The 24,942-nt window shown below is 48.8% G+C and carries 27 protein-coding genes; 6 read left to right on the forward strand and 21 right to left on the reverse strand.

All coding sequences use genetic code 11. The features are described 5' to 3' along the window. Positions 1-239 precede the first annotated feature (239 nt). From MHI45_RS17345 to tlp, 3 genes are all read left to right on the forward strand, one after another. On the forward strand, positions 240-917 hold the full coding sequence (locus MHI45_RS17345; RefSeq protein WP_076113538.1) for a response regulator transcription factor: 678 nt from the start codon (positions 240-242) through the stop codon (positions 915-917). Beyond that, positions 917-2,209, forward strand: coding sequence for a sensor histidine kinase (locus MHI45_RS17350; RefSeq protein ID WP_076113539.1), 1,293 nt, complete (start codon positions 917-919; stop codon positions 2,207-2,209). The genes MHI45_RS17345 and MHI45_RS17350 overlap by 1 nt, the downstream gene beginning before the upstream one ends. A gap of 138 nt (positions 2,210-2,347) precedes the next feature. Next, the gene (gene tlp, locus MHI45_RS17355) at positions 2,348-2,572 is read left to right on the forward strand and encodes a small acid-soluble spore protein Tlp (RefSeq protein ID WP_076113540.1); all 225 of its coding nucleotides are present in this window, start codon (positions 2,348-2,350) and stop codon (positions 2,570-2,572) included. Positions 2,573-2,636: 64 nt separating this feature from the next. Here tlp and MHI45_RS17360 read toward each other — a convergent pair whose 3' ends face one another. The 3 genes from MHI45_RS17360 to MHI45_RS17370 all read right to left on the reverse strand — a co-directional run bounded on the left by MHI45_RS17360 (position 2,637) and on the right by MHI45_RS17370 (position 4,789). Continuing rightward, entirely contained in the window at positions 2,637-3,011 is a 375-nt protein-coding gene (locus MHI45_RS17360) for a RidA family protein (protein ID WP_076113541.1), read from the reverse strand. A 724-nt stretch (positions 3,012-3,735) separates the two neighbouring features. Then, a complete protein-coding gene (locus MHI45_RS17365) occupies positions 3,736-4,170 on the reverse strand; it encodes an Lrp/AsnC family transcriptional regulator (protein ID WP_076113542.1) in 435 nt (144 codons plus the stop codon). Positions 4,171-4,276: 106 nt separating this feature from the next. Next, positions 4,277-4,789 (reverse strand): GrpB family protein, encoded by a 513-nt coding sequence (locus tag MHI45_RS17370; protein ID WP_341119237.1) that lies wholly within the window; start codon positions 4,787-4,789, stop codon positions 4,277-4,279. A 274-nt stretch (positions 4,790-5,063) separates the two neighbouring features. Between MHI45_RS17370 and MHI45_RS17375 the strand changes: the two genes are divergently transcribed. After that, positions 5,064-5,519, forward strand: coding sequence for a VOC family protein (locus tag MHI45_RS17375; protein ID WP_076113544.1), 456 nt, complete (start codon positions 5,064-5,066; stop codon positions 5,517-5,519). Positions 5,520-5,524: 5 nt separating this feature from the next. Here MHI45_RS17375 and MHI45_RS17380 read toward each other — a convergent pair whose 3' ends face one another. The 12 genes from MHI45_RS17380 to MHI45_RS17435 all read right to left on the reverse strand — a co-directional run bounded on the left by MHI45_RS17380 (position 5,525) and on the right by MHI45_RS17435 (position 19,548). Continuing rightward, positions 5,525-6,184 (reverse strand): response regulator transcription factor, encoded by a 660-nt coding sequence (locus tag MHI45_RS17380; RefSeq protein ID WP_076113545.1) that lies wholly within the window; start codon positions 6,182-6,184, stop codon positions 5,525-5,527. Beyond that, a complete protein-coding gene (locus MHI45_RS17385) occupies positions 6,162-8,537 on the reverse strand; it encodes a sensor histidine kinase (RefSeq protein WP_144024457.1) in 2,376 nt (791 codons plus the stop codon). The genes MHI45_RS17380 and MHI45_RS17385 overlap by 23 nt, the downstream gene beginning before the upstream one ends. Before the next feature lie 26 nt (positions 8,538-8,563). Next, the gene (comX, locus tag MHI45_RS17390) at positions 8,564-8,737 is read right to left on the reverse strand and encodes a competence pheromone ComX (protein ID WP_179091846.1); all 174 of its coding nucleotides are present in this window, start codon (positions 8,735-8,737) and stop codon (positions 8,564-8,566) included. Positions 8,738-8,915: 178 nt separating this feature from the next. Continuing rightward, positions 8,916-9,833 (reverse strand): polyprenyl synthetase family protein, encoded by a 918-nt coding sequence (locus MHI45_RS17395; RefSeq protein WP_076113547.1) that lies wholly within the window; start codon positions 9,831-9,833, stop codon positions 8,916-8,918. 248 nt (positions 9,834-10,081) lie between these two features. After that, positions 10,082-10,282 (reverse strand): DUF4177 domain-containing protein, encoded by a 201-nt coding sequence (locus MHI45_RS17400; protein WP_038597970.1) that lies wholly within the window; start codon positions 10,280-10,282, stop codon positions 10,082-10,084. Then, positions 10,283-11,020: a hypothetical protein gene (locus MHI45_RS17405; RefSeq protein ID WP_076113548.1), complete on the reverse strand. Its 738-nt coding sequence runs from the start codon at positions 11,018-11,020 to the stop codon at positions 10,283-10,285. It lies immediately after the preceding gene. Between the two features lie 96 nt (positions 11,021-11,116). Then, positions 11,117-11,959 (reverse strand): SDR family NAD(P)-dependent oxidoreductase, encoded by an 843-nt coding sequence (locus MHI45_RS17410; protein ID WP_083675879.1) that lies wholly within the window; start codon positions 11,957-11,959, stop codon positions 11,117-11,119. 14 nt (positions 11,960-11,973) lie between these two features. Then, the gene (locus MHI45_RS17415; RefSeq protein WP_076113549.1) at positions 11,974-13,209 is read right to left on the reverse strand and encodes an ABC transporter permease; all 1,236 of its coding nucleotides are present in this window, start codon (positions 13,207-13,209) and stop codon (positions 11,974-11,976) included. Continuing rightward, entirely contained in the window at positions 13,206-14,102 is an 897-nt protein-coding gene (locus MHI45_RS17420; protein WP_076113550.1) for an ABC transporter ATP-binding protein, read from the reverse strand. The genes MHI45_RS17415 and MHI45_RS17420 overlap by 4 nt, the downstream gene beginning before the upstream one ends. Positions 14,103-14,284: 182 nt before the next feature. Then, positions 14,285-16,741, reverse strand: a complete 2,457-nt coding sequence (locus tag MHI45_RS17425; protein WP_076113551.1) for a hypothetical protein — start codon at positions 16,739-16,741, stop codon at positions 14,285-14,287. A 1,003-nt stretch (positions 16,742-17,744) separates the two neighbouring features. Then, complete coding sequence (locus MHI45_RS17430) at positions 17,745-19,073, reverse strand: Imm51 family immunity protein (protein WP_076113552.1); 1,329 nt, start codon at positions 19,071-19,073, stop codon at positions 17,745-17,747. A gap of 16 nt (positions 19,074-19,089) precedes the next feature. Beyond that, the gene (locus MHI45_RS17435; protein WP_076113553.1) at positions 19,090-19,548 is read right to left on the reverse strand and encodes a RidA family protein; all 459 of its coding nucleotides are present in this window, start codon (positions 19,546-19,548) and stop codon (positions 19,090-19,092) included. Positions 19,549-19,687: 139 nt separating this feature from the next. Between MHI45_RS17435 and infC the strand changes: the two genes are divergently transcribed. After that, positions 19,688-20,203: a translation initiation factor IF-3 gene (infC, locus tag MHI45_RS17440; RefSeq protein ID WP_076113554.1), complete on the forward strand. Its 516-nt coding sequence runs from the start codon at positions 19,688-19,690 to the stop codon at positions 20,201-20,203. A 106-nt stretch (positions 20,204-20,309) separates the two neighbouring features. Here the strand turns inward: infC and MHI45_RS17445 are convergent, their stop codons facing one another. The 4 genes from MHI45_RS17445 to MHI45_RS17460 form a co-directional block, all read right to left on the reverse strand. Continuing rightward, positions 20,310-21,065: a sugar phosphate nucleotidyltransferase gene (locus MHI45_RS17445; RefSeq protein ID WP_076113555.1), complete on the reverse strand. Its 756-nt coding sequence runs from the start codon at positions 21,063-21,065 to the stop codon at positions 20,310-20,312. Between the two features lie 87 nt (positions 21,066-21,152). Then, positions 21,153-21,731, reverse strand: a complete 579-nt coding sequence (locus tag MHI45_RS17450) for a hypothetical protein (RefSeq protein WP_076113556.1) — start codon at positions 21,729-21,731, stop codon at positions 21,153-21,155. Then, positions 21,713-21,895, reverse strand: a complete 183-nt coding sequence (locus tag MHI45_RS17455) for a hypothetical protein (RefSeq protein WP_076113557.1) — start codon at positions 21,893-21,895, stop codon at positions 21,713-21,715. The genes MHI45_RS17450 and MHI45_RS17455 overlap by 19 nt, the downstream gene beginning before the upstream one ends. A gap of 91 nt (positions 21,896-21,986) precedes the next feature. Further along, positions 21,987-22,808, reverse strand: a complete 822-nt coding sequence (locus tag MHI45_RS17460; protein WP_144024458.1) for a DNA-binding protein — start codon at positions 22,806-22,808, stop codon at positions 21,987-21,989. 153 nt (positions 22,809-22,961) lie between these two features. On the opposite strand from MHI45_RS17460, the gene MHI45_RS17465 reads away from it, so the two are divergent. Beyond that, positions 22,962-23,312, forward strand: a complete 351-nt coding sequence (locus MHI45_RS17465; protein WP_076113558.1) for a helix-turn-helix domain-containing protein — start codon at positions 22,962-22,964, stop codon at positions 23,310-23,312. Positions 23,313-23,465: 153 nt separating this feature from the next. On the opposite strand, the gene MHI45_RS17470 is transcribed toward MHI45_RS17465, so the two are convergent. Together MHI45_RS17470 and MHI45_RS17475 are read right to left on the reverse strand one after the other, a co-directional pair. Further along, the gene (locus MHI45_RS17470) at positions 23,466-24,176 is read right to left on the reverse strand and encodes a DUF421 domain-containing protein (protein WP_076113559.1); all 711 of its coding nucleotides are present in this window, start codon (positions 24,174-24,176) and stop codon (positions 23,466-23,468) included. Between the two features lie 83 nt (positions 24,177-24,259). Continuing rightward, positions 24,260-24,841, reverse strand: a complete 582-nt coding sequence (locus tag MHI45_RS17475) for a TetR/AcrR family transcriptional regulator (protein WP_076113560.1) — start codon at positions 24,839-24,841, stop codon at positions 24,260-24,262. Positions 24,842-24,942 lie beyond the last annotated feature (101 nt).

Genomic DNA, 24,942 nt, shown 5'->3' on the forward strand with positions numbered 1-24,942 from the left:
TCTTATTCGAGTATTTCGTGTGTCCCGCTTGCTTATGAATGTATCTTAGTCCCCGAACCTTTAGTGAAGCTTAAATGGTTTTACACAGGTTTGATTTTTTTACACAGGCTTAACAAAAGGGTACATAGCGGCGTTTGCTATATATGAAGAAAGAGATTCCATTAAGGTTCGCTAAAGGTAATCTTGTTATAATGGCGTAAGCAGCAAGCACACAATTTATGCAGAGGATGTTTAACCCTATGAGAATATTAATAGTAGAAGACGAGGTGCATCTGGCGGAGGCCGTCACGCAAATCTTGAAGAAACATAATTATTCGGTAGACGCCGTGCATGACGGCAGATCGGGACTTGATTACGCGTTAAGCGGGATCTATGATTTGCTGCTGCTCGACATCATGATGCCGGAGATGGATGGAATCAGCGTGCTGAGGGCGCTCCGGAATAAGGAAGTGGCTACACCTGTCATTTTTCTGACTGCCAAAGGCGAAATTACGGATATGGTAACTGGGCTCGATTATGGGGCTGATGACTATATCGCCAAACCTTTTTCATCAGAGGAATTGCTGGCCCGGATACGGGCGGTGCTGCGGCGCAAAGGCGAGGTTCTGCCGGATGATGCGCTGAAGTTCGGAGATTTGGAGCTGAATACGACCAATCTGCGGCTTACGGTGAACGGCAAGGAAATGAAGCTGAACCTTAAGGAAAGCGAGCTGCTGGAGCTGCTGATCATACGGAAACAATCCGTAACCTCCAAGGAGCAGATTATTGAGAAGCTGTGGGGATTCGATTCCGAGGCGGAGCATAACAATGTGGAGGTCTATATCTCTTTTCTGCGCAAAAAGCTCACGTTCCTGGGTTCCGCTATACGCATCAGCACAATCCGGAACGTCGGCTATGTATTAGAGGTGAATACCTGATGTTCAAAAAGCTCAGAAACCGGTTCCTGATCGTCAATCTGGTCACTATCTCCGTGATGATGCTTGCCGCCTTCGCCGCCATCTACATCATTTCCTACCTGGATGTGCAGGCTAAGAATGAAATGGAGCTGCACCGGAGTGTAGAGTTGTACCAGAAACGGAAGGGCAACAATTCTGACGGGCCGCGGGATAACGGGACTGTCACCGGAATGCCGCTGCCGGATGGCGGGGACATGGGCAGCATGGGCGGCGGAAATCCCCCGCCGGAACGTTCCGTGTCCTTCATGATTGAAACGGATGATCAGTGGAACCAAACAGGGACGCCAAAATCACAATTCACCATGGAAGACGAGTTCTATCAGCAGGCGCTGCAGGAAGCGGTATCCACAGGCAAAAATACCGGGCGCTTCACCCTCGACGGCAGCGACTGGACTTTTGAGATACAGCCAACCACTAACGGGCATATGCTGGTCTTCCTCGACATCACCGCCCGGCAGGAGATTCTGACCAATCTCAACTATACCTTTACTATCGTAGGCGTGGTCATGCTGATTATTCTCTATTTCACCAGCCGGTATTTTGCCAACCGCTCAATCCAGCCGGTCAAAGAAGCCTTTGATAAGCAGAAACAGTTCATCGCCGATGCCTCCCATGAGCTGAAGACACCGCTTGCCATCATTAGTACCAATACCGATGTGCTGCTCTCTAATGGGGAGGACACGATTGACCAGCAGTCGAAGTGGCTGCACTATATCAAGTCGGAGACAGAGCGGATGGCCAAGCTGACGAATGACTTGCTCTATTTAACAGAAATAGATGATTCGCGGACGGGCATGATCCATACCCCTTTTGATATCAGCGAAGCGGTCGAGAATATCATTCTGACGATGGAAGCTGTAATCTTCGAGAAGAACGTTGCTCTGGAGTATGATATTGAGCCTCATCTGACCGTTCAGGGCAACAGTGAGCAGATCAAGCAAGTGGTCATGATTCTGCTGGACAACGCTGTGAAATATACCGGCCCGAAAGGTGAGGTGAGCCTATCCTTGCGCAAACAGCATAATGATGTGGTGCTGGCCGTTACCAATACCGGCGAGGGCATCGCCCCGGAGCATCTCCCGCGGATCTTCGACCGGTTCTACCGCACCGATGCTTCCCGGGCGCGCAAGCAAGGCGGCTACGGGCTTGGCCTGGCCATTGCCAAATCCATTGTCGAGCAGCAGCATAAGGGCAAAATTTACGCCCGAAGTGTGATGGGAGAATCCACTACATTTTATGTCCAGCTGTCTTAGAAGAAACATAGACTACGATTATCCCTTTATGTCAGTGGTCCGATTTTTTAGCTTCCCATGCATGAAATCATCCGGTAAAGGTCAACCTACTGGTTAGCGTTCTTACGGGGCGCGTTAATAACAGGAGGCGATCAACCTATGGCAAAACCGGATAACCGTGCAGACAATGTAGAGCATTTACAGCAGAGCATTCAGAATACAGAGCAGAACCTTGAAGAAGCCGAAGGCTATTTAAACGAGTTTGCTTCGGAAATCAGCAGTGAAGAACGGAGCCAGATTGAAGAAAAGAATGAACGGCGCAAGGAAAGCATCCGGGGCTTCCGCGCGGAAGTTAAGGACGAAGCAGCTCATTCCCAGGAGTAGTTGACCGCAAACGGCGGCCCACCCGGTTTATCCCGGGCTGGACCGCCGTTTGTACGTCGATATTTCACTGCTTGCGGGGGTTATAGGCCACTGCGTCTATCTGCACCTTGAGTCCATCCGGACCCCCCACATGGGCAAACTCGGTGGAAATGGTTTTTCTGGCCGGGTATTTACCTTTGAACCTGCGTTTGAACACCTCTTCCATGACCGGAATATCCCATACATCCCTAAGCAGGATATCCACCTTTACGACAGCATCCAGCTGCAAATTCACCTGCTGCAATCTCCGGCTCATATCATTCAGTGCCCCTTCAACCTGCTCCGCTGGCGAACCGCCCACATTGCCGACACAGAAGCTGAGAAAGATAAAATCCCCCGCCTCAACAATGCCCGAATAGGCATACTCTTCATTTACATCAAGTCTAACGATTTCGCTCATCTAATTGTCATCTCCCTATACAAGATACACCGATTATATAGGGTGATATCGGACAACAGATTGTCGCAGATCGCAACTATATAGTTTGAACTTAATATCTTTCTGGTTTGGGTTATTGTCGTAACTGCGGAGAATGTTTGGACTTCCGGCCGCTGTTGTCTGCAGATTTCTTGATTTTATTCCGCTGTTTGCGGTTGAAATCCACAGACAAAGGCGGACGCTATCGCTCCGTAAGTATCCAAACTTCCCCTCCGTCACTTCCACCCTTTTTTTTATTTTCCAAGTTCATTCTGTATAGCAAAGAAATATTTACTCAGAGGCTGATCTAGGGCGTCTCGCCACTAGGTAGTTTTTTCGGTGGAGGCTTACGTCTCGGTGTTTTAAAGACTTCGCTCTTTTTCCGAAGGCGTGTGTGCGTCCGGAAAGTGTATTCCTGGCTCTGAGCACGAACGGACCGAGTTGCACTTATTTGGGGATTTTAGCCTGTTACAGTACAACACCGGACTCCAGCGCAGTTATTTCTCCCTGCTGGCCGTTTTTAGATAGAATGCAGAGCAGATAAGGTCACCTGGGTCCGCATAAGAGAATAAACAGGTGTTTTACTCTCTATAGCGCCTCCTGAGTCCGTTACGAGTAAACAAACCCGCTGCGGGCTTTTAGGGACCCTACTTTCAATACTATAAATCCCTGCTTCCCCAGAGCACTTCCAGTTTGAAGACATGATCTAGAGCAGAATCCGGTTTTCCAAAATATTTTTCAGGCTGATATGCGACTTGGAGGGTCCAAGCTTCATCAGGGAGTCCTGGAATTCCGCCAGTTCGCCGATGGATGCCGTCTGCACTTTGATAAGGTAGTTGTATTCTCCGCTGATGCGGAACAAGTCCGTCACCTCCCAGGCTTGTTCGCAAAAATCAACGAGTTCCTGGCAATATTCTGTTTTGAGCAGGATGAATGTAGTCGTGCCCCGGTTCAGCTTATTTAAATTTAATGCCGCAGTATACCCGGAAATGATGTTCCGCTCTTCCAGCTTGATGATCCTTTCTTTTACGGAGGGTTGGGACATGGAAATTTCTTTACTGATCTGGGACACGGGCATTCGCGCGTTGCGCTGCAGCAACTGCATAATCTGTTTATCAGTTTCATCCATTGGATACTCCATATAGGCACCTCCTGAGCAAGTTTTAATAAAATAGGCTGTTTCCGTAAATATTGTTGCTATTAATAACGAATACAGAACCGCCGCAGTATAAGCGATTCTGTCTGTCCTATCCAAAGCTTTTCTTTGCTTGTTCGAGTAAATTGTATACGAAATCGGCTTTTTCATCCGAATAAGAGAGTAATGTAGTGTATCCATTATTTATAGATTTGAGCTTTTTTTCTGAGTAATGTTTGGCTACATCTGGATTATCCCTTAAATAATTTCTTATGAGAAGATTATTTACCCATTGCTCACCGTTCCAAATAACGACTGCAAGATTAAAGGCATATTCTTGCCGTTTCCGAAAGTATAATCTCCCCACACCAATTTCTCCGAATCCTTCATAACCCTGTTCTATTAAATTGTTAGTAACAGAACTATTCAACTCAAGCGTGTTTACGCCAATTAAGATATCAATAATCGGTTTTGCAATCATTCCTTGTACAGAGGTGCTGCCGAAGTGCTGTATATCAATAACATCATCTCCGAAGGCCTTCAAAAGATTCGCCTTTTCGTTTTGAAATAATTCATTCCACTTTTCATCGTATGGAAGCACACTTATAATTTCATCAATTCCCATCCAATATTTCACCCGCTTTTTTTGGTATATTGTAGCACAAATCATTTGAAAACAACTTTTCTAAACATCCATTAGCCAGTCTTAAATAACCGTATGAAAGCAGTGGATACGTATATACCGAGTTGAATGGAAATTTGCAAACAAAGTAACGCTTTCCAGCTGAAAAACCTTATAATAAATAATCATTTTACTATAAACCCCTTATTATTCGTATGTAATTCAATGTTTCTTTTCCCTATAATTAATTACATCTTAGTTAGGGGGGGGATTAGACGTGAGTATTAAAGGCCTTGCCCATGTGGCAATCCAAGCCAAGGATTATCAGGCAACACTTGCTTTTTATACAGAAGTGTTAGAATTCAAGGTGGCGCATCATTGGAGTCTGCCTGCTTTCAAGATCAACGAGGCTTGCATGCTGCTCTCACCGGATCAAAGAACCTGCATTGAGCTTTTTGACGATGAAGCAGTGATTGCGGCTCAAGGAAAAAAAGCGAAGCGTGAAGAGGATGTTGCTCACGGTGCGCTGCTGCATCTGGCCTTCTATGTCGACAATGCCCGGGAAACATATCAAAAAGCCCTTGCTCATGGAGCAAAGGCCTGTATAGAGCCCGACCAATTGTCGCTCGGTGAACCGCCGCTCATTGTGCGAAACGCGCTCGTTCACAGCCCAAACGGGGAGATCATCGAATTCATTGAAGAGGTGGATTGGACTCGTTCCGCTGAGGGATGATCTCCTTACATAAAATCATTGAAATTGATCAGCTTCAGCCGCCGGGCCTCCACTACCGCCTCGGCGCGGGAACGGACGCCCAGCTTCTCAAAGATACGCGTCAGGTTATATTCTACCGTCCGCTGGCTCATCAGCATCTTGGAAGCGATATCCTTGTTGCTGTTCCCGTTGGACACTTCCTGCAGTATCTCCTGCTCCCGTTCGTTAATGGATACTTCCTCCAGCATTTTCTCTTCCTTGGACTCATTGAGACGGATATCCCTGCGCCGCAGCTGCCGCAGCAGGGAGACCGGGATGATTGCTTCATCCCGGAGAACGCAGCGGATCGCGTTAAGGAGCTGCTCGCGGGTAACCGTCTTGCTCACGAAGCCGGATACGCCGGAGTCAATCAGCAAGTTGAAGTTGGGGCTGATCTCATACCCTGTATAGATTAACACCCGGCTCTCGGGCTGGACGCTCATCATCCGCTTGGTCAGCTCAAGACCGCTGATCACCGGCATATTCAGATCAAACAGCATGACATCGAAGCTCTCCGACTTGACCAGCTCCAGTGCCTCCATCGCTGAGAGAATCACCGTGACTTTCATCTCCGGGTCCTGCTCAATCATATTTTTGGTTCCTTCACCCACGGAAGGATGGTCATCAACCAGCAAGATTTTTATCATCTAAATCGTCCCCACCCTCTCTTGTCATACTTGCTGACTCCAGCGGCAGCGTGATGCAGACCTCAAGTCCTTCACCCACTACCGATTGGAAGAAGATTTCGCCCTCCAGACTGCGCACTCTCTCCTTAATGCCTGACAGACCCATATGCTGGTAGGAATCATTCAATTCACCCAATTCCATGCCAACCCCGTTATCTTTATACATCAGCCGGATCGAATCCCGTTGCTCAATTCCGATCTCAACCACTGTAGCTTTGGCATGCTTATTGGCGTTGCGCAGCAGTTCCTGAACGATGCGGAACAGCGCCAATGTCTGTTCATCGCTTAATTCTGTTATATGATCCGTCACCTGGAAATTGATCACATAATTCGAACGGATCTGAGCCTGCTCGAACAATTGCCCGAGCGCTTCGACAATCCCCATTTCCTTAAGCAGCGGCGGTCTCATCTCATTGCAGGTCTCGCGAATCTGGTGGATAACATCCAGCAGACCTTCCCGTACAGTCTCAAGCTCGTGATAGATATCCTCCGGCATCTGATGGTCGAGCATGACCGTTTCCAGCTTGCGGTACCAGATCAGCTGGTCCTGCAGCGCCGAATCATGCAGGTCAGCAGCCAGCCGTCGCCGTTCCGTCTCCGAGAGATTAAAGATCAGACGCATCACCCACGGTGAAGCTCCTTTTTGCTTCTGAAATTCCTGTTCAAGATCTTCAATCAAATTTTCAATTAAATATAGATTCTCGTACACGATGGCACTGTAATTAGCCAAGGTTTTCAGCCAGCTCAATTCATCCAGATTATATTTGGTACGATTCTCCTTATCCGCCAGCCAGAGGACGTGAAAGGTAGAGCCTTTCTGTCCCATAACAACGCATAATCCTGAAGGAACGGCCACAGTCTCTCCAACAGCCAGTTTATGAGCAGCATCCCGCAGGGCAGATATTACGGAGATAGGCACCTCACCGGAATCTGACTTCGAGCTCCCCCGGGGACCCGATTCTCGGTTCACCTCCAGAAAGGCCACTTTCTTGACCAGTAATATGGAGAGGACCTCCTGTACCAGCAACCGCTCCAGGTCGGCCCGCTTCATCACCCGTGAAATACGGGTAGAGAACCGGTCCAGGCTTCCCTGGAAGCTGTACAGGTTCTTGTTAAAACTTGGTCTGAACCGAAAATCGGCATACTCCTTGCTGAATAACAGAATCGTAACAATAAAATACACCATCAGAAATAACTGTACCCATCGAACCCACGTATAATTGTGCTGCTGGGTAATCAGAGCCCCGAAGGTGGTAATTAGCGAAGTTGGGATAAAGGCGATAATAATATGGTAAAGAAAACGGCTCAGAACAAAATCAATATCAAACAGCTGTCTTGTAGTGAACATATACAAGTACACTACGGGAATTGCCAATAGAAAAATCGAGGCCACCTGCGGAGTAATCAGGGTTATACCAAATAATCTCGGCACGCCAAATAACAGGATAAACGGCATAAACCCAAGCAAATGACCCAGCAAGGTCAGCTTAAATAAATTTCGCAGCGAATCCCGGCGGTGTACCACAAATTTCTGAATCAATTTATAAATAGTGTAGAGATTTGTAAAGATAAAAAAGGGTAACGAAGGCCTTGCTACTAAGAAGAAAAGCAAGTTATATCCCGTTAATATTGTGATGATCTGCACAAGGATAATCGCACCTGTAATACAATAAAAGCCAATAAATACGCTTTTGGGAACGAAAGGCTCTTGATACTGTTTCAAATACCGGTTGAGAAATTGCAGGAAAAATACCGGGACCAACGAGAAGGAGGCAGTAAAGATTATGTTGCCCAAGCTGTCAGTTCTCCCCGAAGAAGCAGCGCTGAAATAGGCAAAACCCGTCGATAAGAAAAACAGGATCAGATATATAGCTGCTTTGTCTTCTTTCTTGCGCTTATAAACAAACAGTGAGAATCCGGCGAATAACAACAAGGAGCATAACGGCAAAATAAATTCCAGCAGCAGATTCTCAGACCCAATTCCTTTCGCTACAACAAGCGTGATTCTCTCCTGAACGCCATTAGGCTGATTCCGGCTCAGAGTGATGGTGGAAGCCCCTTCTATTACATCAAATCGCTTAACCGAATGAAATGCAGAGGCGGAGCTTCCATCTATTTCCTCTATAATATCGCCTGGAAGAATCTTTCCATATCCCCAGTAACCAGCAGTTGTATCTGCTGCCACGTAACGTCCCTGGCCATCCCTTTCGATATCGGTCCCAATCATTCTCTGCTGCAGTATGCTCTGAGATAGATAGACGGCAAGGATGATGACAATGACTGAGAAAGCGGCAACGTTCATTCTTCTCGACAATCCGGTTTCCTCCAAATAAAGCTAGATTAGCTCCAATAAAATGCCATGCGGGGTTCAGCTTTGCCTTCTCTGCTGCCCAGCACGTCAATAAATGCTCTATGTTCATTTTCACTCATTCCCGCCAATTGAAGTTGTCCAGTCTGTACACGAGTCCAAGCACTTGGATCTGCCATCAACTTTTGAACCATTTCCTTCAACATTTAACATTCCCCCAATCGGTTTATAAGAGATCTTCCTCTTGAATTCAATATACCAGGTGTTGTCCCAACTGGAAACGACAACCATACTAGTACTTTCCGCAAATGTAATTGCGGGGTGATTGCGGGCTTTTGCGGTGGTTTGTGGCGGTTTGTAGCGGGCTTTACGGTACCCTCTGGCTCAGTCTGCCATCGCAAGCATCTGTTCCTGCCAGACGGGGGCAAGCCCAAGCTTGCCTACTAAATCCAGATAATTATAATAGTGAGTTCTCATTCGGATAGAAGAATACAGGAACGTTCCCGATTGCTCGATAATACGCTCAATCTCTTCTTTGCGGTGGGCCACCTCCTCCAATTCCAGGCGTGCCTCAAAATAATCGGTGATCCAGCCCTCCCCCTCCGGGATGGACTGAAGCAGATACAGTGTCGGCAGTGTCTTTTTGCGGTTCCAGAAATCATTTTTGTTGTCCCAGTTCAGCAGGTCACGGATATCATTTTTCATTTGAGCTGCTATTCCGAGCTCCTCCGCATACTTCCTTACCTCTTCATGGATTTCGCCGGTTGCCAGCAGTGTTCCAATCATACAGGCCGCTACAAGCAGACCGGCAGATTTCTGCCTTACCATCTCTATGTATTCCTCTTCGCTCTCAATATCGTTCAGCAGATCTGTTGTTTGGCCATTAATGGCAGAGAGCACCTGCTCATTCATCAGCCGCGCGGCATCGCTTGCCCGCTCCTCCGGGAAATCGCTGGTCAACAGCATCTGCTGGGAAAGCGTCAACAGCCCAAGGGCAATATTCAGGGCGATTTCCGGACTCATCCGGCTCCATACCGTTTCTTTGTTATCCTTGTCCTGCAGATCATCAATGATATCCAGGCTCAGGATCATCAGCTCTACAGCGGCGGCGGCCCGGTAAATCGCCTTACCGCTTCCGCCAAACGCCCGGTAATGAAGCACTGTCATTCTGCTGAACAGCAGTGATTCCCGCAGTTTCTCTTCTACACAGGCTGTTCCTTGCTCCAATAAATGCGGCACGGTAAAAAACGACCGCAATCCCGCTCTGATTTCCAGCTCTATCATTTCTGCACAGCCATCCATCCTCAGAAGCCCCCAATCAATTTCGGTCTCCTAAACGCATCACGGGGTACGCCAAAGTTGCCGCGCGTCAAGCAGATTCCTCTAATAGAAGGGTATTCTATATTCTCTTAGTATTTCCTTCTTCTGAGTGGTATAACATGGGGTATTCTTGTCAACATCGCTCTAATTCCGCTGTCGAACAATAAGACCCAGCCATTATCGGCAAGCCCGTAAACCGGATTACCGGTTCAGGAATATACCTCAAAGCTTCAGTGATAGTCAGTGATCGAACGTTCAAAAATCAATTCCAAAAAGGCGGCAGTTCCAAAGCCATAGGTGTTCGGAGCAAAAATTTGAAACAGCCTCCACCCCTCACGGGCATGCTCATGAATAAGTTCGTGATAATCCTCCTCAGGCTTGCTTTGCAGGATTCCCTTTAAATCGACTTTGACAAATTTGTATTGGTACATCTATTGCACCTCCTCTAGAATCATACAGGAAAGCACCACTTCAGAATGCCCGTCTATTTCCAGCAGCTCCTGAACGGCCCGGTCATAAAAAGTGGCAACCGGCTGGAACTTCCATCCGAATTTATGGGTGCACTGTGATAAACGCTCTGTTAGCCGCCCGCCTTCCAGCAAGCTGAGCCGGTACCCCCGTTCTCCGAACAACTTCATAGAGCTTTGGATGTTGGCCGTTACAAATACGGCTGCCTCCGCCGTTCCCTGGATCAGATCGGAATGGAACAGCTGGTTCCAAATGCCGGGGTCTGTCTCCTTCACTCGCTGAACCACCATTTTTGCCGGATTGCAGTAGAACAGCTCATGCCTGCCGGATACCGGGCTTCTCGAAAAGATATACAGCTCCGGACCGTCCAGCTTGGCCCCGCCCAGCTCCCTTAAGGGTTCATAATCCAGAAACGGTCTGGACTGGACCTGAAGCTCCTGCAGATGGACAAGCAACTTCATCATGAACGGATGCTCTGCCAGCTCACTCTTCCGCAGTCCGAAGGAAGGGGAAGAGAAATAACATTTTGCGTGCTTCACCTCAACATTCCTCTGGGCAAACAGTTGATTCAGCATTTTCATCCGCGAGCGGGTCAACACCTCAAGCTGCGGATTCACATTGGAATTGGAATGATACTTCAGCGCCATCTGCTCTTCCTCAAGTTCATGCTCCGACCGCCAATCCATAGATTTAACCTGCATTCTTAACACATCCTTGTAATAGATTTGGTCCTGGAGTCTGATTGAAAAGGATGGAGTAGAGATCAGGCGCTGACGAGCGTCCAGGATAACCACAGATTAAACTACGGTCCAACCGCCATCGACCACCAGATTGTGCCCGGTGATCATGCTTGCGGAATCTGTGGCGAGAAACAGTACTGAATTCGCAATATCCTCCGGTACCGCAAACTTGCGAAGCGGAATACGCGGCAGGTTCGTTCGCCGGAACTGAGGATCATCCATCACCTGCTCATTGGCATCGGTAATGACAAAGGTTGGGGATACCGCATTGACTCTAATCCCGTGTTTCGCCCATTCAGCAGCCAGGGAACGTGTTAGATGAATCAGGCCTGCCTTGCTGGCGCTGTAGGGCGCATGGTTCTCACTGCCTACTACGCCGTCATGGGAAGCAATCATGATGATGGAGCCCCGCTTATGGCGGACCATCGTCTTCGCGACCTCTCTGGTCAGGAAGAACGTGCCCTTGAGATTAATATCTACGACGAAATCCCATTGCTCCTCGCTCAGACTCAGCGCAGGCGACAGCAGGTTCACGCCTGCATTGTTGATCAGAATATCGATGCTCTCCACCTGTTCTTCGATAGAACGCACACACCGCTCGATGTCCTCCACGCTGCGCAGGTCAAGGGGCTTGCACAGCACCTCAACACCGTACAACCGCTGAAGCCGTTCAGCCTCAATCTCCGCATTCTCCAGAGATTCGGGCAGCTCCGTGAGCACTATAGAAGCGCCGGACTCTGCAAAATGCTCAGCGATTTCCGCCCCTATCCCGCTTCCGGCACCAGTCACCATTGCCCATTGTCCAAGCAGCTTCTTGCCTTCAACGGCACGGATCGGACGTTCTTTCCACTGTGCCTTGCCGGGTTTCAGCTTCTCCGGTTTCATTGCATTTCCCATCATCTCATCCCCCCCCTCTATAAGGCCTTTATAGCTTTGTAGAGCAGTTTAGGATTCAGCTTCTGTCCATACAGGAGGACACCCACCTGATAAATCTTCGCCGACAGCCAGCAAGCAGCCAGAGTAGATACGAACAGGATCAGCGTCGGAATTACAATCTCCAAGACTGTCAGATCTGAGGCACCAATTCTTGCGAACATAACGAACGGGGTAAAAAAAGGAATGTATGAGCCTACCACCGCCAGTGTACCGTCAGGGTTCAGCATAGCTAGCATAGCAACAATGAGTCCTGCCATAAGCAAAATCGAGATGGGCAGCGTCACCTGGTTGATTTCCTCGCTGCGGCTAACCATCGATCCAGTTGCCGCGAACAAGGCAGCAAAGAAGAAATAACCGAGAATGAAAAAGAGAGTTAACAGCATAATTGTGGTTCCGCCCAGAATGGAGAAATCCACTGGCATGCCGAACAGCTCCAGCACCCCGCCTGTACCCGACACCGTCAGGATGAGGTAAACCGCACCAACAATAATGGCAAACTGCAGAATGCCTGCCAGGCCGACGCCAAACACCTTGCCGAAAAGAAGCTGTACCGGCTTAACCTTCGTAATCAGGATCTCCTTGACCCGGGAGCCCTTCTCTACGGATACAGATACTGCTACATTGCTTCCGAACATGTAAATTAGAAGATACAGCATGAACGTCACCATATAGACCGGCCAATACGTGGTAGTTAAGGATTTGTTTCCGGCCTCCATCTCCTGTACTTGCATCTGAACCGCTGAGGTCAGCTGCTCCTGCTGCTCCTGTCCCAGGCCCAGTTGGTGAATTTGAAACATCGTATACTGATTCTGAACGTAGCTGTTCAGTTCGCGGATATAAGGAGCATCATCCGCCTTGTTTACGGTTAAGGAAAGAACCGGCTGGCTGCCTTGATTCTCAATCTGAACAATCCCAAGAAGTGATTCCTTCTCCTCCAGACGCTTCAGCTCACTAGCCCTTTCATTCTCGGTGATCATCCGCCAGTCATAGGAAGCTGATACGTTCTCCTTGAAACTATCTGCGTTCGGGATGGCACCTGTCCTATCCAGCACATCAATTTCGCCCTTCGCGGAATTCCCGTCATCCTGAGTTAATTTTGGAACCAGTACAAGTGCAGCCATGGCCACAATCATAATCAGTGTCAAATAGGTAAAGGCCTTGGAACGCAAGCGTTCCTTGAAGGAGTAAGCAAATACCAGACCAAAATTCCTCATGACACTTCACCTACCTTTTCTACGAATATCTCATGCAGTGTTGGCTCTTTAATCTCGAATTTCAGCAGCCGGATGCCCATCTGGGTCAAGCGCAGCAATAGCTCATTGGCCTCATCCTCATCCCGCACCTTCATCTGCCATTCCTTTGCATCTGCGGTAAGCGGCTGAAGATGTGTTGCCACCAGATGCCGGCTGAGATCTTCATCACTTCGCAGCAGCACGTTGCAGCGCTCATAGGAGCGTTTAATGTCTGCTATGCTGCCCGATACTATCATTCTTCCACGCTTAAGAATGCATATATCCTCGCAGAACTGTTCTACATGCCCCATCTGATGGCTGGAGAAAATCATGGTCTTTCCCAGCGACAACTGCTCCTTCACGATCGTCGCAAGCATATCCGAGTTAATGGGATCGAGGCCGCTGAATGGCTCATCGAGAATGATCAGCTCGGGGTCATGCAGAAGGGCAGAGATAATCTGCACCTTCTGCTGGTTCCCTTTGGACAGCTGCTCTACGCGTCTATGTTCATGTTCTGTGACCCCGAGCCGCTCCAGCCAATGCTTCATGGCCTTTATAGCCGCCAGCCGTGACATGCCCTCCAGTCTGGCGAAATAAACCAGCTGTTCACTAACCTTTTCCTTAGGATAGAGGCCCCGTTCCTCCGGCAAATATCCAATGCTCGGACGGTTCTCCAGGATCGGTTTCCCTTCCCACAGAATGCTTCCCGCATTATAATCCACTAATCCGAGGATGGAACGGATGGTCGTTGTTTTACCTGCCCCGTTCCCTCCCAGAAGTCCGAAAGCCTTGCCGGTAGGTGCCTCAAGGGTAATATCGTGAATGACCCGGTTGTTCCCATATTGCTTCATTAATCCATTAATCTGTAGTCCCATGCTGTTTCCTCCATTACATCAATTTAATTCGGGTTAAGTGGCAGAGCAGAACATATCCGATTTCCGGCAGGCCCGTCTCTATATTTGTTAGTCCATATATGTATAACTAAGAAACTGTTATTTTCGGATTTATGAAAGCCTACAGCCATAGGGCTGTAGGCAGGTGAGGTGGCAAGATACGTTCACGAAACTGCGACAGGATGTTTCAGGCATCCCTCCCGCATAAATAAATCTGTAGCCTGGGATATGATATGGTCGGCTTGTTCTTCTTCGACTTGGTAGCGGTCCCTAAGGGCCTGCTTCAATTCAAAGCGATTGGCGCCCGCCATCATTCCTTCCAGCAGCAGTGCCATAGGCTCGCTCAGCTTCAGTAACTTCTGGCTGGCAGTCTGGTAGACCGTCGGAGTTTCCCCGATGAAGAACAGAAATACGGTATCTGCGACTGCCGAGTGGACATTTCCTCTTCGCTCATAGGGGTATTTGTGTGTACAGGTTGGCAGCGACACCCGAAAATTGTCCACACTAAGACCGTCTAAAGCCTGCGAGTATTTGTTAAGCCCTTTGAGCAATTCAATGGTCTGCATATATAAGTGCATTGTGTTATGTTTTTTGCGGATATTACAATATTGCTGGCGGTTCATGTAGGCGGGCAGGAAACTGCATTTGGTGCAGGAAGCGTTAATTTCACAAGTCGCGCAGCCTCTTACTAGCTGCTCCCGATCCGAGACCACCGCAGTCTGCAGCAGCAACCTATCCATAGAATCATCCAGAGTGCCGATAGCGCCGCAGCCTCTGCACCCGGATACCGCCTGATTGCCGTCTACAAACAGCCTCGGAAGCTGCTTCACTGTGCAACCTTGGGCTCCCGACCAGCGGCAGCTATCCACCAGATACGACTGGATTTCATATCCGTGCCGGAAGGTCCCTGTTCGGCTGAAATGGTCCACATCCTCCAGATAGGCCTCCAGATCTTCTATGGTTGTTATCCTTAGCATCTGGAACTCCAAGTTGTTCTTATCCTGTTCCCTGGTTGCCGCTTCTGAATAGCCCATTTGCCGGATGTGGATCGGCTCCACCTGAAGAAAATCATTCAGCTGCAGAATATATTCAGTTCCTTCCGTCTGCACCACCTGGTGAGCATTGGATAAATAGTATTCTTCTTTGTCAGCAGCCTCCGACAATTCCTCAAATCTCCGGTTGCTGCGCTTCCATACCCCATCGGAATCATAATAGATATAGCTTGGTTTGTCTTCCCTGTATACTTGGTTATATTCGTATATGAGTGCGCTATTGAGGACTGTGTACTCCCCAAAATAATTACTTGGCACTTCTTCCTCTAGCGGTTCTGTGAGCCCGATATGCTTGACCCCACCACCGATCGCCTGCTGCGGATAATATCCGGTCATATAGGCGGTATATTCGTTTAATAAGGCCCGAGGCTGCTCTGTGGTAAGATGCTCAAGCATTACAGCGGCTAAGGCTTCCGGGAGAATGACGGGCTGAATGGCTTTGGCCCGGTCCATCGGTTCTGCGCGTACAGATACCGCCTCAATCACTCCTTCAGTGATCCATCTGTGCAGCAGCTCCGCCGTAAGGCTGGGGTCTTCTTCCCGGTTTCCGTCATCGGTGAGCGTAACGGAGAAGGTCATCGGCTGACTGGTTTGCCTTTGCCATATCATATAATTAATTGCTTCTTCTTTCGGGAAGGCATCCGGCGTGATACCCAGCGGAACCTTGATCTGAAGTTGTTCTACGCCGCACTGCTTAAATCGCTCCAGCATTGAATATGTGCAGGCTTCCAGCGGAACAGTCAGCTTATAGCCAGCCTTGAACTCCGCTTCTTCCAGAACCTCCAGAATCTGCTCTCTCTGCGCCTCATCCCGGATCAGGTCGAATCCCTCAATAGTAAAGACGGGCGCCATCTGTCTGGATGTCCGAACCGCAAGCTCCAGATCACGCTGCAGCCGCTCCGGAGAATGCCTCCGTATCCCTTGGGCAACATGCTGAGGATTGCCGAGCTGATCCGCACATTTCACTGACAGCATCGCCGCCTGCCTCCGGTCTGACGTGTCCTCCCATACCCCGGTCAGCTCATCCAGCTCCATGACGCCTGCTGCAGCCGCGGCTTCCTCCTCCGCGGGAAGGGCCAGCGAATCTCCACCAGGCTTTCTGCCAAGCATGGTCCGGGATGTAAATCCATTCACAGCAGACCAGCCCTCTACCTCTGTATTCACCAGCCGGGAGAGCGTCCGCTCAGGGCTCCACCTTACCAAACCGTCCACTTCTGTTTCCCCGAACACTTCCTCACCGAGAACCGCTGCCAGATTACCAAACCAGATGACCCGGTTCCGCCCCTCCTGCTCCTTAAGGGTGGAGGTCAACCGCTTACATAACCGGTAATTTGACGGTGTTACATGAAGTGCAATAATTTCATTCCCCATTGCAGCAATATCTGCAGTTGTATCATATATGTTAGATAGATTAGGTTCGATATATTGAGTCGCCGTCATGCCTTGTCTTTTGAAGAAGGCTCTGATATACCTGCAATCCAGATGATCACCGGCAGTGAACAACCTGGGTTTCTGCTGTTCGAAGTGTATCAGCGTGATCCCGTTCCCGAAGGATAGTCCAAGCACCATTCATCTCTCCTCGCCGTCTTATGTAACTTTTGGGCCGTATTATTTTTCTTATGGACTAATCATAATTCATATTTTTAGGTTTTACACCGAAAAGCACCCTTCGTCATCCCACAAACATCTTGCGGAATGCAGCAGCAAAAAGCGCAACAGCTGGCAAAACCAAGCAGGTATAGAATTCTTAACTAGATAAGTCGAACTTTAGACTTACCGATCCGGCATAGTATGCAACTGCGGTAAATGTTTGGACTTCCGGCCGCTGTTGTCTACAGATTTCTTGATGAATACCGCTCTTAGTGGTTGAAATCCGTAGACTGGTTATGCTTCCGATGCGAGCTTTCCTACGGAAAGCTTTCAGGCGGACTCTACCGCTCCTCCAGTTCCCCCTCCGTTCCTCCCTTTCCTTATCTCAATTTTTCAAGTTGAATCTACATAGGTAGTTCTTTAGGGCGTGTCTTCAAACCGCTTCACCCGCCAAAACCTGCTGCTGTATGCCCTAAGGAATGATAGGTACAGTAGCATTTTCTGATCACATGCGGAGAAAGGCATTTCGCCACTAGGTAGTTTTTTCGGTGGAGGTTTACGTCTCGGTGTTTTTGAGACTTCGCTCTTCTTCCGAAGGCGTGTATGCGTCCGGAAAGTGTATTCCTGGCTCTGAGCATGGACGGACCGAGTTGCACTTATTTGGGGATTTTAGCCTGTTACAGGAGGAAAACGGACTCCAGCGCAGTTATTTCTCCCTGCTGGCCATTTTTAGATAGAATGCAGAGCAGATAAGGTCGCCTGGGTCCGCAAAAGAGAATAAACAGGGGTTTTACTCTCCATAGCGCCTCCTGAGTCCTTTACGAGCGAACGAACCCGCTGCAGGCTTTTAGGGACCCTACTTTCAATACTAAATCCTTGCTTCCCCAGAGTTCTTCCAGTTTGAAGACATGCTCTAGTTCAACTGATATAAATAAAAAAGCCGCTTGGCAGCGGCTCTCATTCCTTCTTAATAGTAGTTTAGCTAATCGAGTTCTGCACGGGAGAATAAGTCACGGATAAGAGCGTCGTCCTCACAAGCTGCTTTGAAGCCCGCCGCAAAGCTCTGCACAGCTTCTCTATTGCTGGAATACGCGCAGAACATATCCGCTTCGGGGTCAAAATGGATGCTGTCCGCGAGCTCGGGCATCTTCTCTTCCAGAAAGACAGTGGCTAGGGAAGCCCAGTCATAGCCGCTCCCTTCGAAGCCCTCGTCTTCCCGTATCTGAAATAGTTCTGCTTTATAAGAGCCTGCGTTTAAGATGACTGACATGCCGCCGTTGTCCTGCTCTACCAGAATAAAGGGTTTCAACTGCTCTCCTCCTTCAATTGCCTCCTGAGTAAGCCCATCATCCCTGTCATCCTCAGACACATCATAATCATATTCCTCATCATTCACCAATCCGCGGATAAAGGCATCAAAGCTGCCAGCCAGAAACGTAATTTCATAATCGCCTTCCTGATCGACATGAATAACCGCAGGTTCGCCTTCTCTGCCGCATAAACGGTAATCCAGCATCACTACATCATGGCCGGCAGATGGGCAGTCGCAAATCACCACCCCAATGTCCGGATACCCCCACTCTTCAATCATAAAGCGGCTGCCCAAATCTCCGCACAGTGAATAGCTTTTCTCCCGCCCGATTCCCATAATACTTGAAATGGAAATATGGTCTTCCGCCCATGACGTCGCTTCCCCGGTAGGAAAACAGGTGTTTTGCGGGATCCCCCCATTCTGCAGCTTCATCAGTTCAATATAGGAGGCCGGCAGCTTGTAACCCAGCTCCTGCTCCACTGAGGCAATCATCTCCTCCGTCGGCGGCTCGGATACATATTCTTTTATAGCATAATCGCTGTTCTCCCAAAAATCCGAGAAATCCGCTGGCTCAAAGGAGCTGCTATCACCGCTCTGTTCCTTGGCCATTTGTGCAGCCGCAAAACGCTTCTGCTCCCTTTTCTGCTTCCCGGCGCCGCGCACGCTCCAATTGAATAGCATTAGCGTATCCTGGTCTCCGGGGTCCAGTTCGTCGGCCTTTTTAAAAGCTCTGGCAGCTTCCTCATATTGTTTTAAATAGTAGTAGGAATATCCCGCACGAAAATGCCATATCGGATCATTGGCTCCCTGCCCGGCAATAGCCGAAAGCTGTTCCAGCGCCTCTTCGTATCGCTCCAGATTATTCAGCGCTCTCGCCAATTGGCCGATGACCGCATAATCTCTGTCTTGTGCAGGAATCTCTATAATGCTGTCGACGATTTGTTGATATTCATCCGCCTCGTGCCAAAGCGTTAGTTGGTTCATCCAATGATTGTCCATAGTTTAGCCTCCCGGATTATTCTGCTATTTCAAAAATGGAATCAATGATAATCGGTAGATTCTCTCTCACGGATACCGCACCAAATACTGATCGCGCATGCATTCCCCGGTCACCAAAGACCTCAAGCATTAAATCAGAGCAGCCATTCAGAACCTTAGGATGCTCTTCGAACTCCGGTGTGGCATTGACGAACCCCTGAATCTTGACCACTCTTCGCACAAGCTCCAGGGATTCCAAAGCCGACGACAGCACGGCCAGAACCTCAAGCCCGGCCTGCCTGGCGAATTGATAGCCTTCCACGGTAGTAAAGGTATCGCCAAGTTTACCCTTGGGGTTCCCGGCAGGGCCCTTCCCTGACACAAACAACAGATTATTCACTTTGACATAGTTTGCGTATTTAGCGGCCGGCTCACTGACATTAGGCAACACGATCCCCAATAACTCTAATCTCTGGGCTACAGTTTGTTCAGACATGGCTGTTCCTCCCGCATAGAAGTGTTTAATTCTACTCTAACCGTTTAGATAATAAAATCAACCTTAGCGTATAGGTGAACCGCAGCCTCATTTCGTATAAAATAGGTTTAACATTGTTTACAAAGGAGGGCCCATTTCCATGGCCGTATTCATCAACGAGCAAATCAAAGCATCCGAGGTGGTGCTGACCGGCCTCAAGGGGGAGAAGCTCGGCACGTTATCGCGAGCGGAAGCGCTGGCGATGGCCCGCTCTGCCGGTGCAGACCTCGTCTGCACCTCGCTGATGAGCAGCCCCCCTCCCTGCAGCCTGATCGCTAAGGGCAAGGGAAAATCTGCTGCGCAGAAGGAAGCCGCGTCCCGCAAAGCGGGCGCTGGACATGCCGGAAGCCAAAGCGGCAGCGGGAAGGTCAAGGAGCTTCGTTTCACAGCTCACATCGAAGAGCATGACTACGATACCAAGCTGCGCCAGGCAGACAAGCATCTGCGCTCCGGCAAGCCGGTGCAGCTGGTCGTGAAGGCGAACGGAGCGAAGGAGGCAGCAGCAGCCAAGGCAGTGCTGGAGCGGCTGCTGGGCGATTTGAAGGAAGCCGGATTGAAGGAAAGCGGCATCCAAACCAGCGGCAAAGGCTCGCAGGTAAAAGTAAATCCGCGATAAGCGGTAAGCCCCTGTTCGGGACTTCCCCCTAGAGCTGACGCCCATACTGGGCGTACGAAAAAAAGCAGTCCATCCCCTACAGGATGAACTGCTTACAGCTTGAAGATTAACCTTGCTTCTCTTGGGCGTTCCCCAGTCTAGCCCGCATCTGGGCATAAGCTTCCGGGGTGCCCACATCATCAATCGTACCCTCCGTATAGTAGGCCCGCATCTCTTGGCGGGAATGCAGCCACTCGGGAAAATAACTCGGCGCATCCGGGTTGCCACCTTCGGCAAGATAACGGGAGAATAACGGCAATGTAGATCGCTTGTAGATATAGAGTGCAAATACACCAATGTTCGTCTTGGGTGACTGCGGCTTTTCTTCTAAAGAAAGGACACGCCTCTGTGCATCCAGCTCCGCCACGCCAACACTCTGCAGTTCCTCGATATCGTCCACTGTCCGGACCAGAATGCAGTCTGTATCCACTTTTTGAAAATAATCCAGATACCCCTCAAGGCCAAAGCCGAGCACGTTGTCGCCCGCCAGCACCAGCAAATCATCCTGCAGCTGTTCCCGTCCGATGACAAACTGGATATCGCCAATCGCTCCTAACCGCCCCTCTGGGGAAGAGGTTCCGTCATTCAGAATACGAATCGGCTTCGGCCCGTTGTACTGCTGATGCCACTGCTCAAAAGCATGAAAAAAGCGGTCGTTCGTCACAATCAGAATCTCCGTAATCTCCTCCAGTACCTCCAGTCGGTCAACCAGCAGATCCAGAATCGTACGGTTTCCTTGAACCGGAAGCAGCGGCTTCGGCGTATCCCTGGTTAAGGGATAGAGGCGGGTCGCATACCCCGCAGCCAAGATTAATGCAATCATTCCCTGTTCGCTCCTCTACCTTGGAAAATGTCCCTCTACTATATACCACCGGCGACGGACAGCCAAGCGAGCCTAGTAGAAATGGATTCATTTATACTCTACGCCCGCCACCTCATTGAACCAGAGTCTATCCTCTATGACAAATTTAAGTAAATACTCAAGCTTCAAGGTTTCTTTTTCCTGAAACGGTCTGGACAAGGAAATCTCCATCGTCCGTTCATCCAGCCAGTTCGCGCTAATGGCGGGAGGTTCTTTGGTTTCGTAGTTTATGGAGGTGGTTATCAATTGTTCTGAGTGTTGTACCGGAACCGCTCGGAAGGTGATGCGAATATGATCAGGAATTTGTGTAATCGCTGTTCCCAGAGGCGGATCAATTCGCTCGATAATCGGCCCCGCATATGTATGGGTTAACATGATCGCTTTGAAGGTACCGCAGACGTTCATTAGCAGCAATAAAAGCAGCAGGACGGTAGGGATTTTTTTGAAGAAAGGCACAGAATTGAGCTCTTTGCGTTCCAGAAGATGCAGCAGGGTGGACTCAATATCTTTGCGCCATAATAGCATAAACGGGACGACACTAAGCATAGACACGAGATGAAGAACTTGTCCAAAGTTCGCAAAGAAAGACTGCCCAAGAACAAATACCTCTAATACCGGAATTCCCAAGCGATTTCCGATGCCCCATGTCCGGCGATGCCATCTGTGGAATGCCACGAGGGGACCTGACCCGTAATCGTATTATACAAATCAGGCAAAATAAATTGCGGCCCCGTCGAAATCAGACAACTCAGAATCAGCAACAGGGTGAAGAAGGGCTTTCTGTTACTCATTTGAAAGTGGGTCTCTATGTTGAGAACATCATATACCGCACATGACTTAAGATGCTGTGAAATGCTTTGCAGGTCATGTCCAGCCAAGTCGCTAGTGAACAGGAGAAAAAGGTAAGAATTGCATCATAATATTCTGATAACGCTGAATCTGCTCATCCGTCGCTGCAACTCGCAGCAACTCGAACAGTGCCAGACATTTTTTGAAGTTTCTATCATGGCCTGAACGGTGAAACAATTCCAGGCAATTCATAGTCCAGTCAAGCGCCTCCGGTACTCTGTCTTCCCGCTTATGATATAACGCCAAGTGATAACAATAGCTGTAATAATGCGAGATATTGTCTGCATCCTCATAGTCCCCAAATCCGGCACTCTGTTCCGCGAACGTGTGCAGCAAACCATCTACATCAAGCCCGTACTGTATCGCAGCCTGTAATATTGTATCTAATCCTGGCAGCAGCTCTTCGGGATTCTCCTGCAAGAAACGGGCATACCCCTCCAGTAATTCTGTCTTGCCAGACAGAATCTCCACGATATACAGGTTGGCACGGGCTAGGTATCTGAACTCCTCGGCTATTTCAATTCCGTCCTCACCAAGGTCCTCCATCCAGCCAAGCTCGGCATAACAGAATATGGAATTTCTAGCCTCCTCATACTTCCCCTGCTTCTGACACACGATGCCCCGCATCAGATGACTGAACCCGAAATAATATACCAGAGGGCGCTCCGTATCCAGAATCTGTACCGGAAGCTTCTTAGCCTTGCAATACTGCCGCTCCTCATAGATACACTGTGCATAGCTGTACAGAATACCCGTCGTATTCAGCATCTTGTCCCAATCCTCGAAGCGATAAGCCAATTCCAGCATCTCAACGATAATATCCGGATTCAGTGATTTCATAATGGAAGGGTACACGGTATGCCTCCTTTTTTCTTTATATATTAGCCAAGAAGTAGTACAATAAATCAAATATACTACTATAAAGTAGTATTATCAATATATTTTACCGCCTTTATAACCCTGCTATTTGTGCCCATACTCTCCTAACCTTTAGGAGAGGTGATTACCATGACAGACTTACGGAATACAGTCGGAGATAGAATTCGGGCTATAAGAAAAGCAAAGGGATTAACACAACAACAGTTAGCGGAACTATCCAACCTGGATGATGCATACATAGGGGCAGTAGAGCGTGGCGAACGGAATTTTTCAATTGATACATTGGAGAAGATAGTTACAGCACTAAAAATTCAACCTACAGAGTTATTTCAAAATCATGATGATTTGAGTGAGATAGAGGCCGCACAGCGTAGAGCAATTGATGAATATGCGGTTACTGTTAGTGAGTTGAGTGTTAGGCAGATTGATACGATGAAAAGGATAGTTAGAGAGGTTAAGGGAGCTTTTGAGGTCAAATAAAAAGGACTCATACACAGTAAAAAGACCCTTACTTGGCAGTTAGGGTCTCTTTGCACTCGAGGTCTTACATGAAAAAAATATATGTGTCTCGGTCACCCGAGTATTACCAGTTTCCAAAGAACCTCAAGGTTATAACTTTCTAATTGTGTGACCCTACTCCTGATCCAGCGGCTGCTGTATCCCGTCCTCATAGAAATCGAACACCACCTGCTGCCGCGTGCCTCTTACCGCATAGAACACATCGGCCAGCGACTTCCCTTTCTGCTTCTGCCTCAGCTCATTCTCCAGCCACTCCCGGGTCAGCCCGTTCCGCTTCAGATTGTCCTCCACCAGCACGCCATCCATAATCAGCTCCACGGGAAAAACCTGCGATTGCAGCTGCAGCCCCAGATCCTGCTTCGTGACGAACTGATACGCTTCCTTCTTCAGAACAGAGACCTGTCCGTTATCCTCAAGCACCGCATATTCGACCTCTTCGATATTAAAAATATCCTTCTCTCTCAGCGCCTGGTCCAGCGAATCCAGCGTATAGTGGATCTTACGCATGTTGGCCTCCATGATTTTGCCGTCCTCGATCAGTACGGTGGGGGAGCCGGAGATCCAGCTGCGCAGGCTGCGGCTTTTGAGCGCAATGAAGGAGAGCAGGAACGAGATGGCTGTAATCACAACCAGAGACAGGACAAGATATGAGGATTTTAGGCTAATATTAAAGGCCAGGTTGGCCGCCAGGGAGCCCAGCGTAATGCTGGTCACGAAATCGTTCGATGTCATGCTCGAAAGGGTCTGCTTGCCTAAGATTCGGGGAATGAGCAGCAGCAGTCCCACTGCGAGAATGGTCCGCATTAGAATTTCTACATAGTTCATCTTCAAGCCTCCTCCCCCCATTATTTCCAAACGGGTTCAAAAGAAACAGCAGGGCTTGAGAATGCGCAGTGGGACCTGGTTGATTATTTAAGCAATGTAAGGATCTCTTTCACAAAATTATCGACGAATGACCGTTCAGGACGGGATTTCAGCATTACCGTGAGTCCTATCAGTGAAACGACCAGTGTCTGTGCCAAACTTTTGGCGTTAATAGAGACATCCAGCTCGCCTGAACGCACCCCTCGTTCAATCGTTTCCTGAAATATTACCGAGAGATACATCTGGTGCTCCCTCGTCAGGATTTCAAACTTCTCATCATGAGGTGCAAGCTCCACCATTGAATTGATGCAAAAACATCCCCAATTCGCGCCGTTTCCATATTCTTTTGCCACCAGAGCATCAAAAAAATCACGGAATGCCTCTCTAACCGTTACATTCTTTTGAAGGCTGGCACGAACATCAGAAGCGTGGGCACTTGTGTATTTCCGCAAAGCTGCCTCAAATAGTCCTTTTTTATCTCCAAAGGCCGAATAGATGCTTGGCCGCTGAATGCCCATAGCAGATGTTAAATCGCTTAATGAGGTCGCTTCGAACCCCTTTTCCCAAAATAGCTGCATAGCTGCATCCAGTGCCTTTTCCTCATTAAATTCGCGAAGCCTAGCCATAATGCACCCCTTTACGTATCGAACGGTATGTTATTCATTTATAATACCACAGATCGCTTATCAAATATCCACATTTTTTAGCTCAATTCCCACATAATTTT

This window comes from Paenibacillus sp. FSL H3-0321 (genome assembly GCF_038002865.1).
In the GTDB taxonomy this organism is placed as follows: domain Bacteria; phylum Bacillota; class Bacilli; order Paenibacillales; family Paenibacillaceae; genus Paenibacillus_AQ.

Excerpts from the sequence above, each read along its gene's own strand:
- MHI45_RS17345 (WP_076113538.1), top strand. The coding sequence starts at position 240 with ATGAGAATATTAATAGTAGAAGACGAGGTGCATCTGGCGGAGGCCGTC.
- MHI45_RS17435 (WP_076113553.1), bottom strand. The coding sequence starts at position 19,548 with ATGTCTGAACAAACTGTAGCCCAGAGATTAGAGTTATTGGGGATCGTG.
- comX (WP_179091846.1), bottom strand. The coding sequence starts at position 8,737 with ATGTTGAAGGAAATGGTTCAAAAGTTGATGGCAGATCCAAGTGCTTGG.
- MHI45_RS17465 (WP_076113558.1), top strand. The coding sequence starts at position 22,962 with ATGACAGACTTACGGAATACAGTCGGAGATAGAATTCGGGCTATAAGA.
- MHI45_RS17360 (WP_076113541.1), bottom strand. The coding sequence starts at position 3,011 with ATGAGCGAAATCGTTAGACTTGATGTAAATGAAGAGTATGCCTATTCG.
- MHI45_RS17370 (WP_341119237.1), bottom strand. The coding sequence starts at position 4,789 with ATGGGAATTGATGAAATTATAAGTGTGCTTCCATACGATGAAAAGTGG.
- MHI45_RS17365 (WP_076113542.1), bottom strand. The coding sequence starts at position 4,170 with ATGGAGTATCCAATGGATGAAACTGATAAACAGATTATGCAGTTGCTG.
- MHI45_RS17380 (WP_076113545.1), bottom strand. The coding sequence starts at position 6,184 with ATGATAAAAATCTTGCTGGTTGATGACCATCCTTCCGTGGGTGAAGGA.
- MHI45_RS17395 (WP_076113547.1), bottom strand. The coding sequence starts at position 9,833 with ATGGATGGCTGTGCAGAAATGATAGAGCTGGAAATCAGAGCGGGATTG.
- MHI45_RS17425 (WP_076113551.1), bottom strand. The coding sequence starts at position 16,741 with ATGGTGCTTGGACTATCCTTCGGGAACGGGATCACGCTGATACACTTC.
- tlp (WP_076113540.1), top strand. The coding sequence starts at position 2,348 with ATGGCAAAACCGGATAACCGTGCAGACAATGTAGAGCATTTACAGCAG.
- infC (WP_076113554.1), top strand. The coding sequence starts at position 19,688 with ATGGCCGTATTCATCAACGAGCAAATCAAAGCATCCGAGGTGGTGCTG.
- MHI45_RS17420 (WP_076113550.1), bottom strand. The coding sequence starts at position 14,102 with ATGGGACTACAGATTAATGGATTAATGAAGCAATATGGGAACAACCGG.
- MHI45_RS17430 (WP_076113552.1), bottom strand. The coding sequence starts at position 19,073 with ATGGACAATCATTGGATGAACCAACTAACGCTTTGGCACGAGGCGGAT.
- MHI45_RS17470 (WP_076113559.1), bottom strand. The coding sequence starts at position 24,176 with ATGAACTATGTAGAAATTCTAATGCGGACCATTCTCGCAGTGGGACTG.
- MHI45_RS17350 (WP_076113539.1), top strand. The coding sequence starts at position 917 with ATGTTCAAAAAGCTCAGAAACCGGTTCCTGATCGTCAATCTGGTCACT.
- MHI45_RS17455 (WP_076113557.1), bottom strand. The coding sequence starts at position 21,895 with ATGAGTAACAGAAAGCCCTTCTTCACCCTGTTGCTGATTCTGAGTTGT.
- MHI45_RS17415 (WP_076113549.1), bottom strand. The coding sequence starts at position 13,209 with ATGAGGAATTTTGGTCTGGTATTTGCTTACTCCTTCAAGGAACGCTTG.
- MHI45_RS17400 (WP_038597970.1), bottom strand. The coding sequence starts at position 10,282 with ATGTACCAATACAAATTTGTCAAAGTCGATTTAAAGGGAATCCTGCAA.
- MHI45_RS17445 (WP_076113555.1), bottom strand. The coding sequence starts at position 21,065 with ATGATTGCATTAATCTTGGCTGCGGGGTATGCGACCCGCCTCTATCCC.
- MHI45_RS17410 (WP_083675879.1), bottom strand. The coding sequence starts at position 11,959 with ATGATGGGAAATGCAATGAAACCGGAGAAGCTGAAACCCGGCAAGGCA.
- MHI45_RS17405 (WP_076113548.1), bottom strand. The coding sequence starts at position 11,020 with ATGCAGGTTAAATCTATGGATTGGCGGTCGGAGCATGAACTTGAGGAA.
- MHI45_RS17475 (WP_076113560.1), bottom strand. The coding sequence starts at position 24,841 with ATGGCTAGGCTTCGCGAATTTAATGAGGAAAAGGCACTGGATGCAGCT.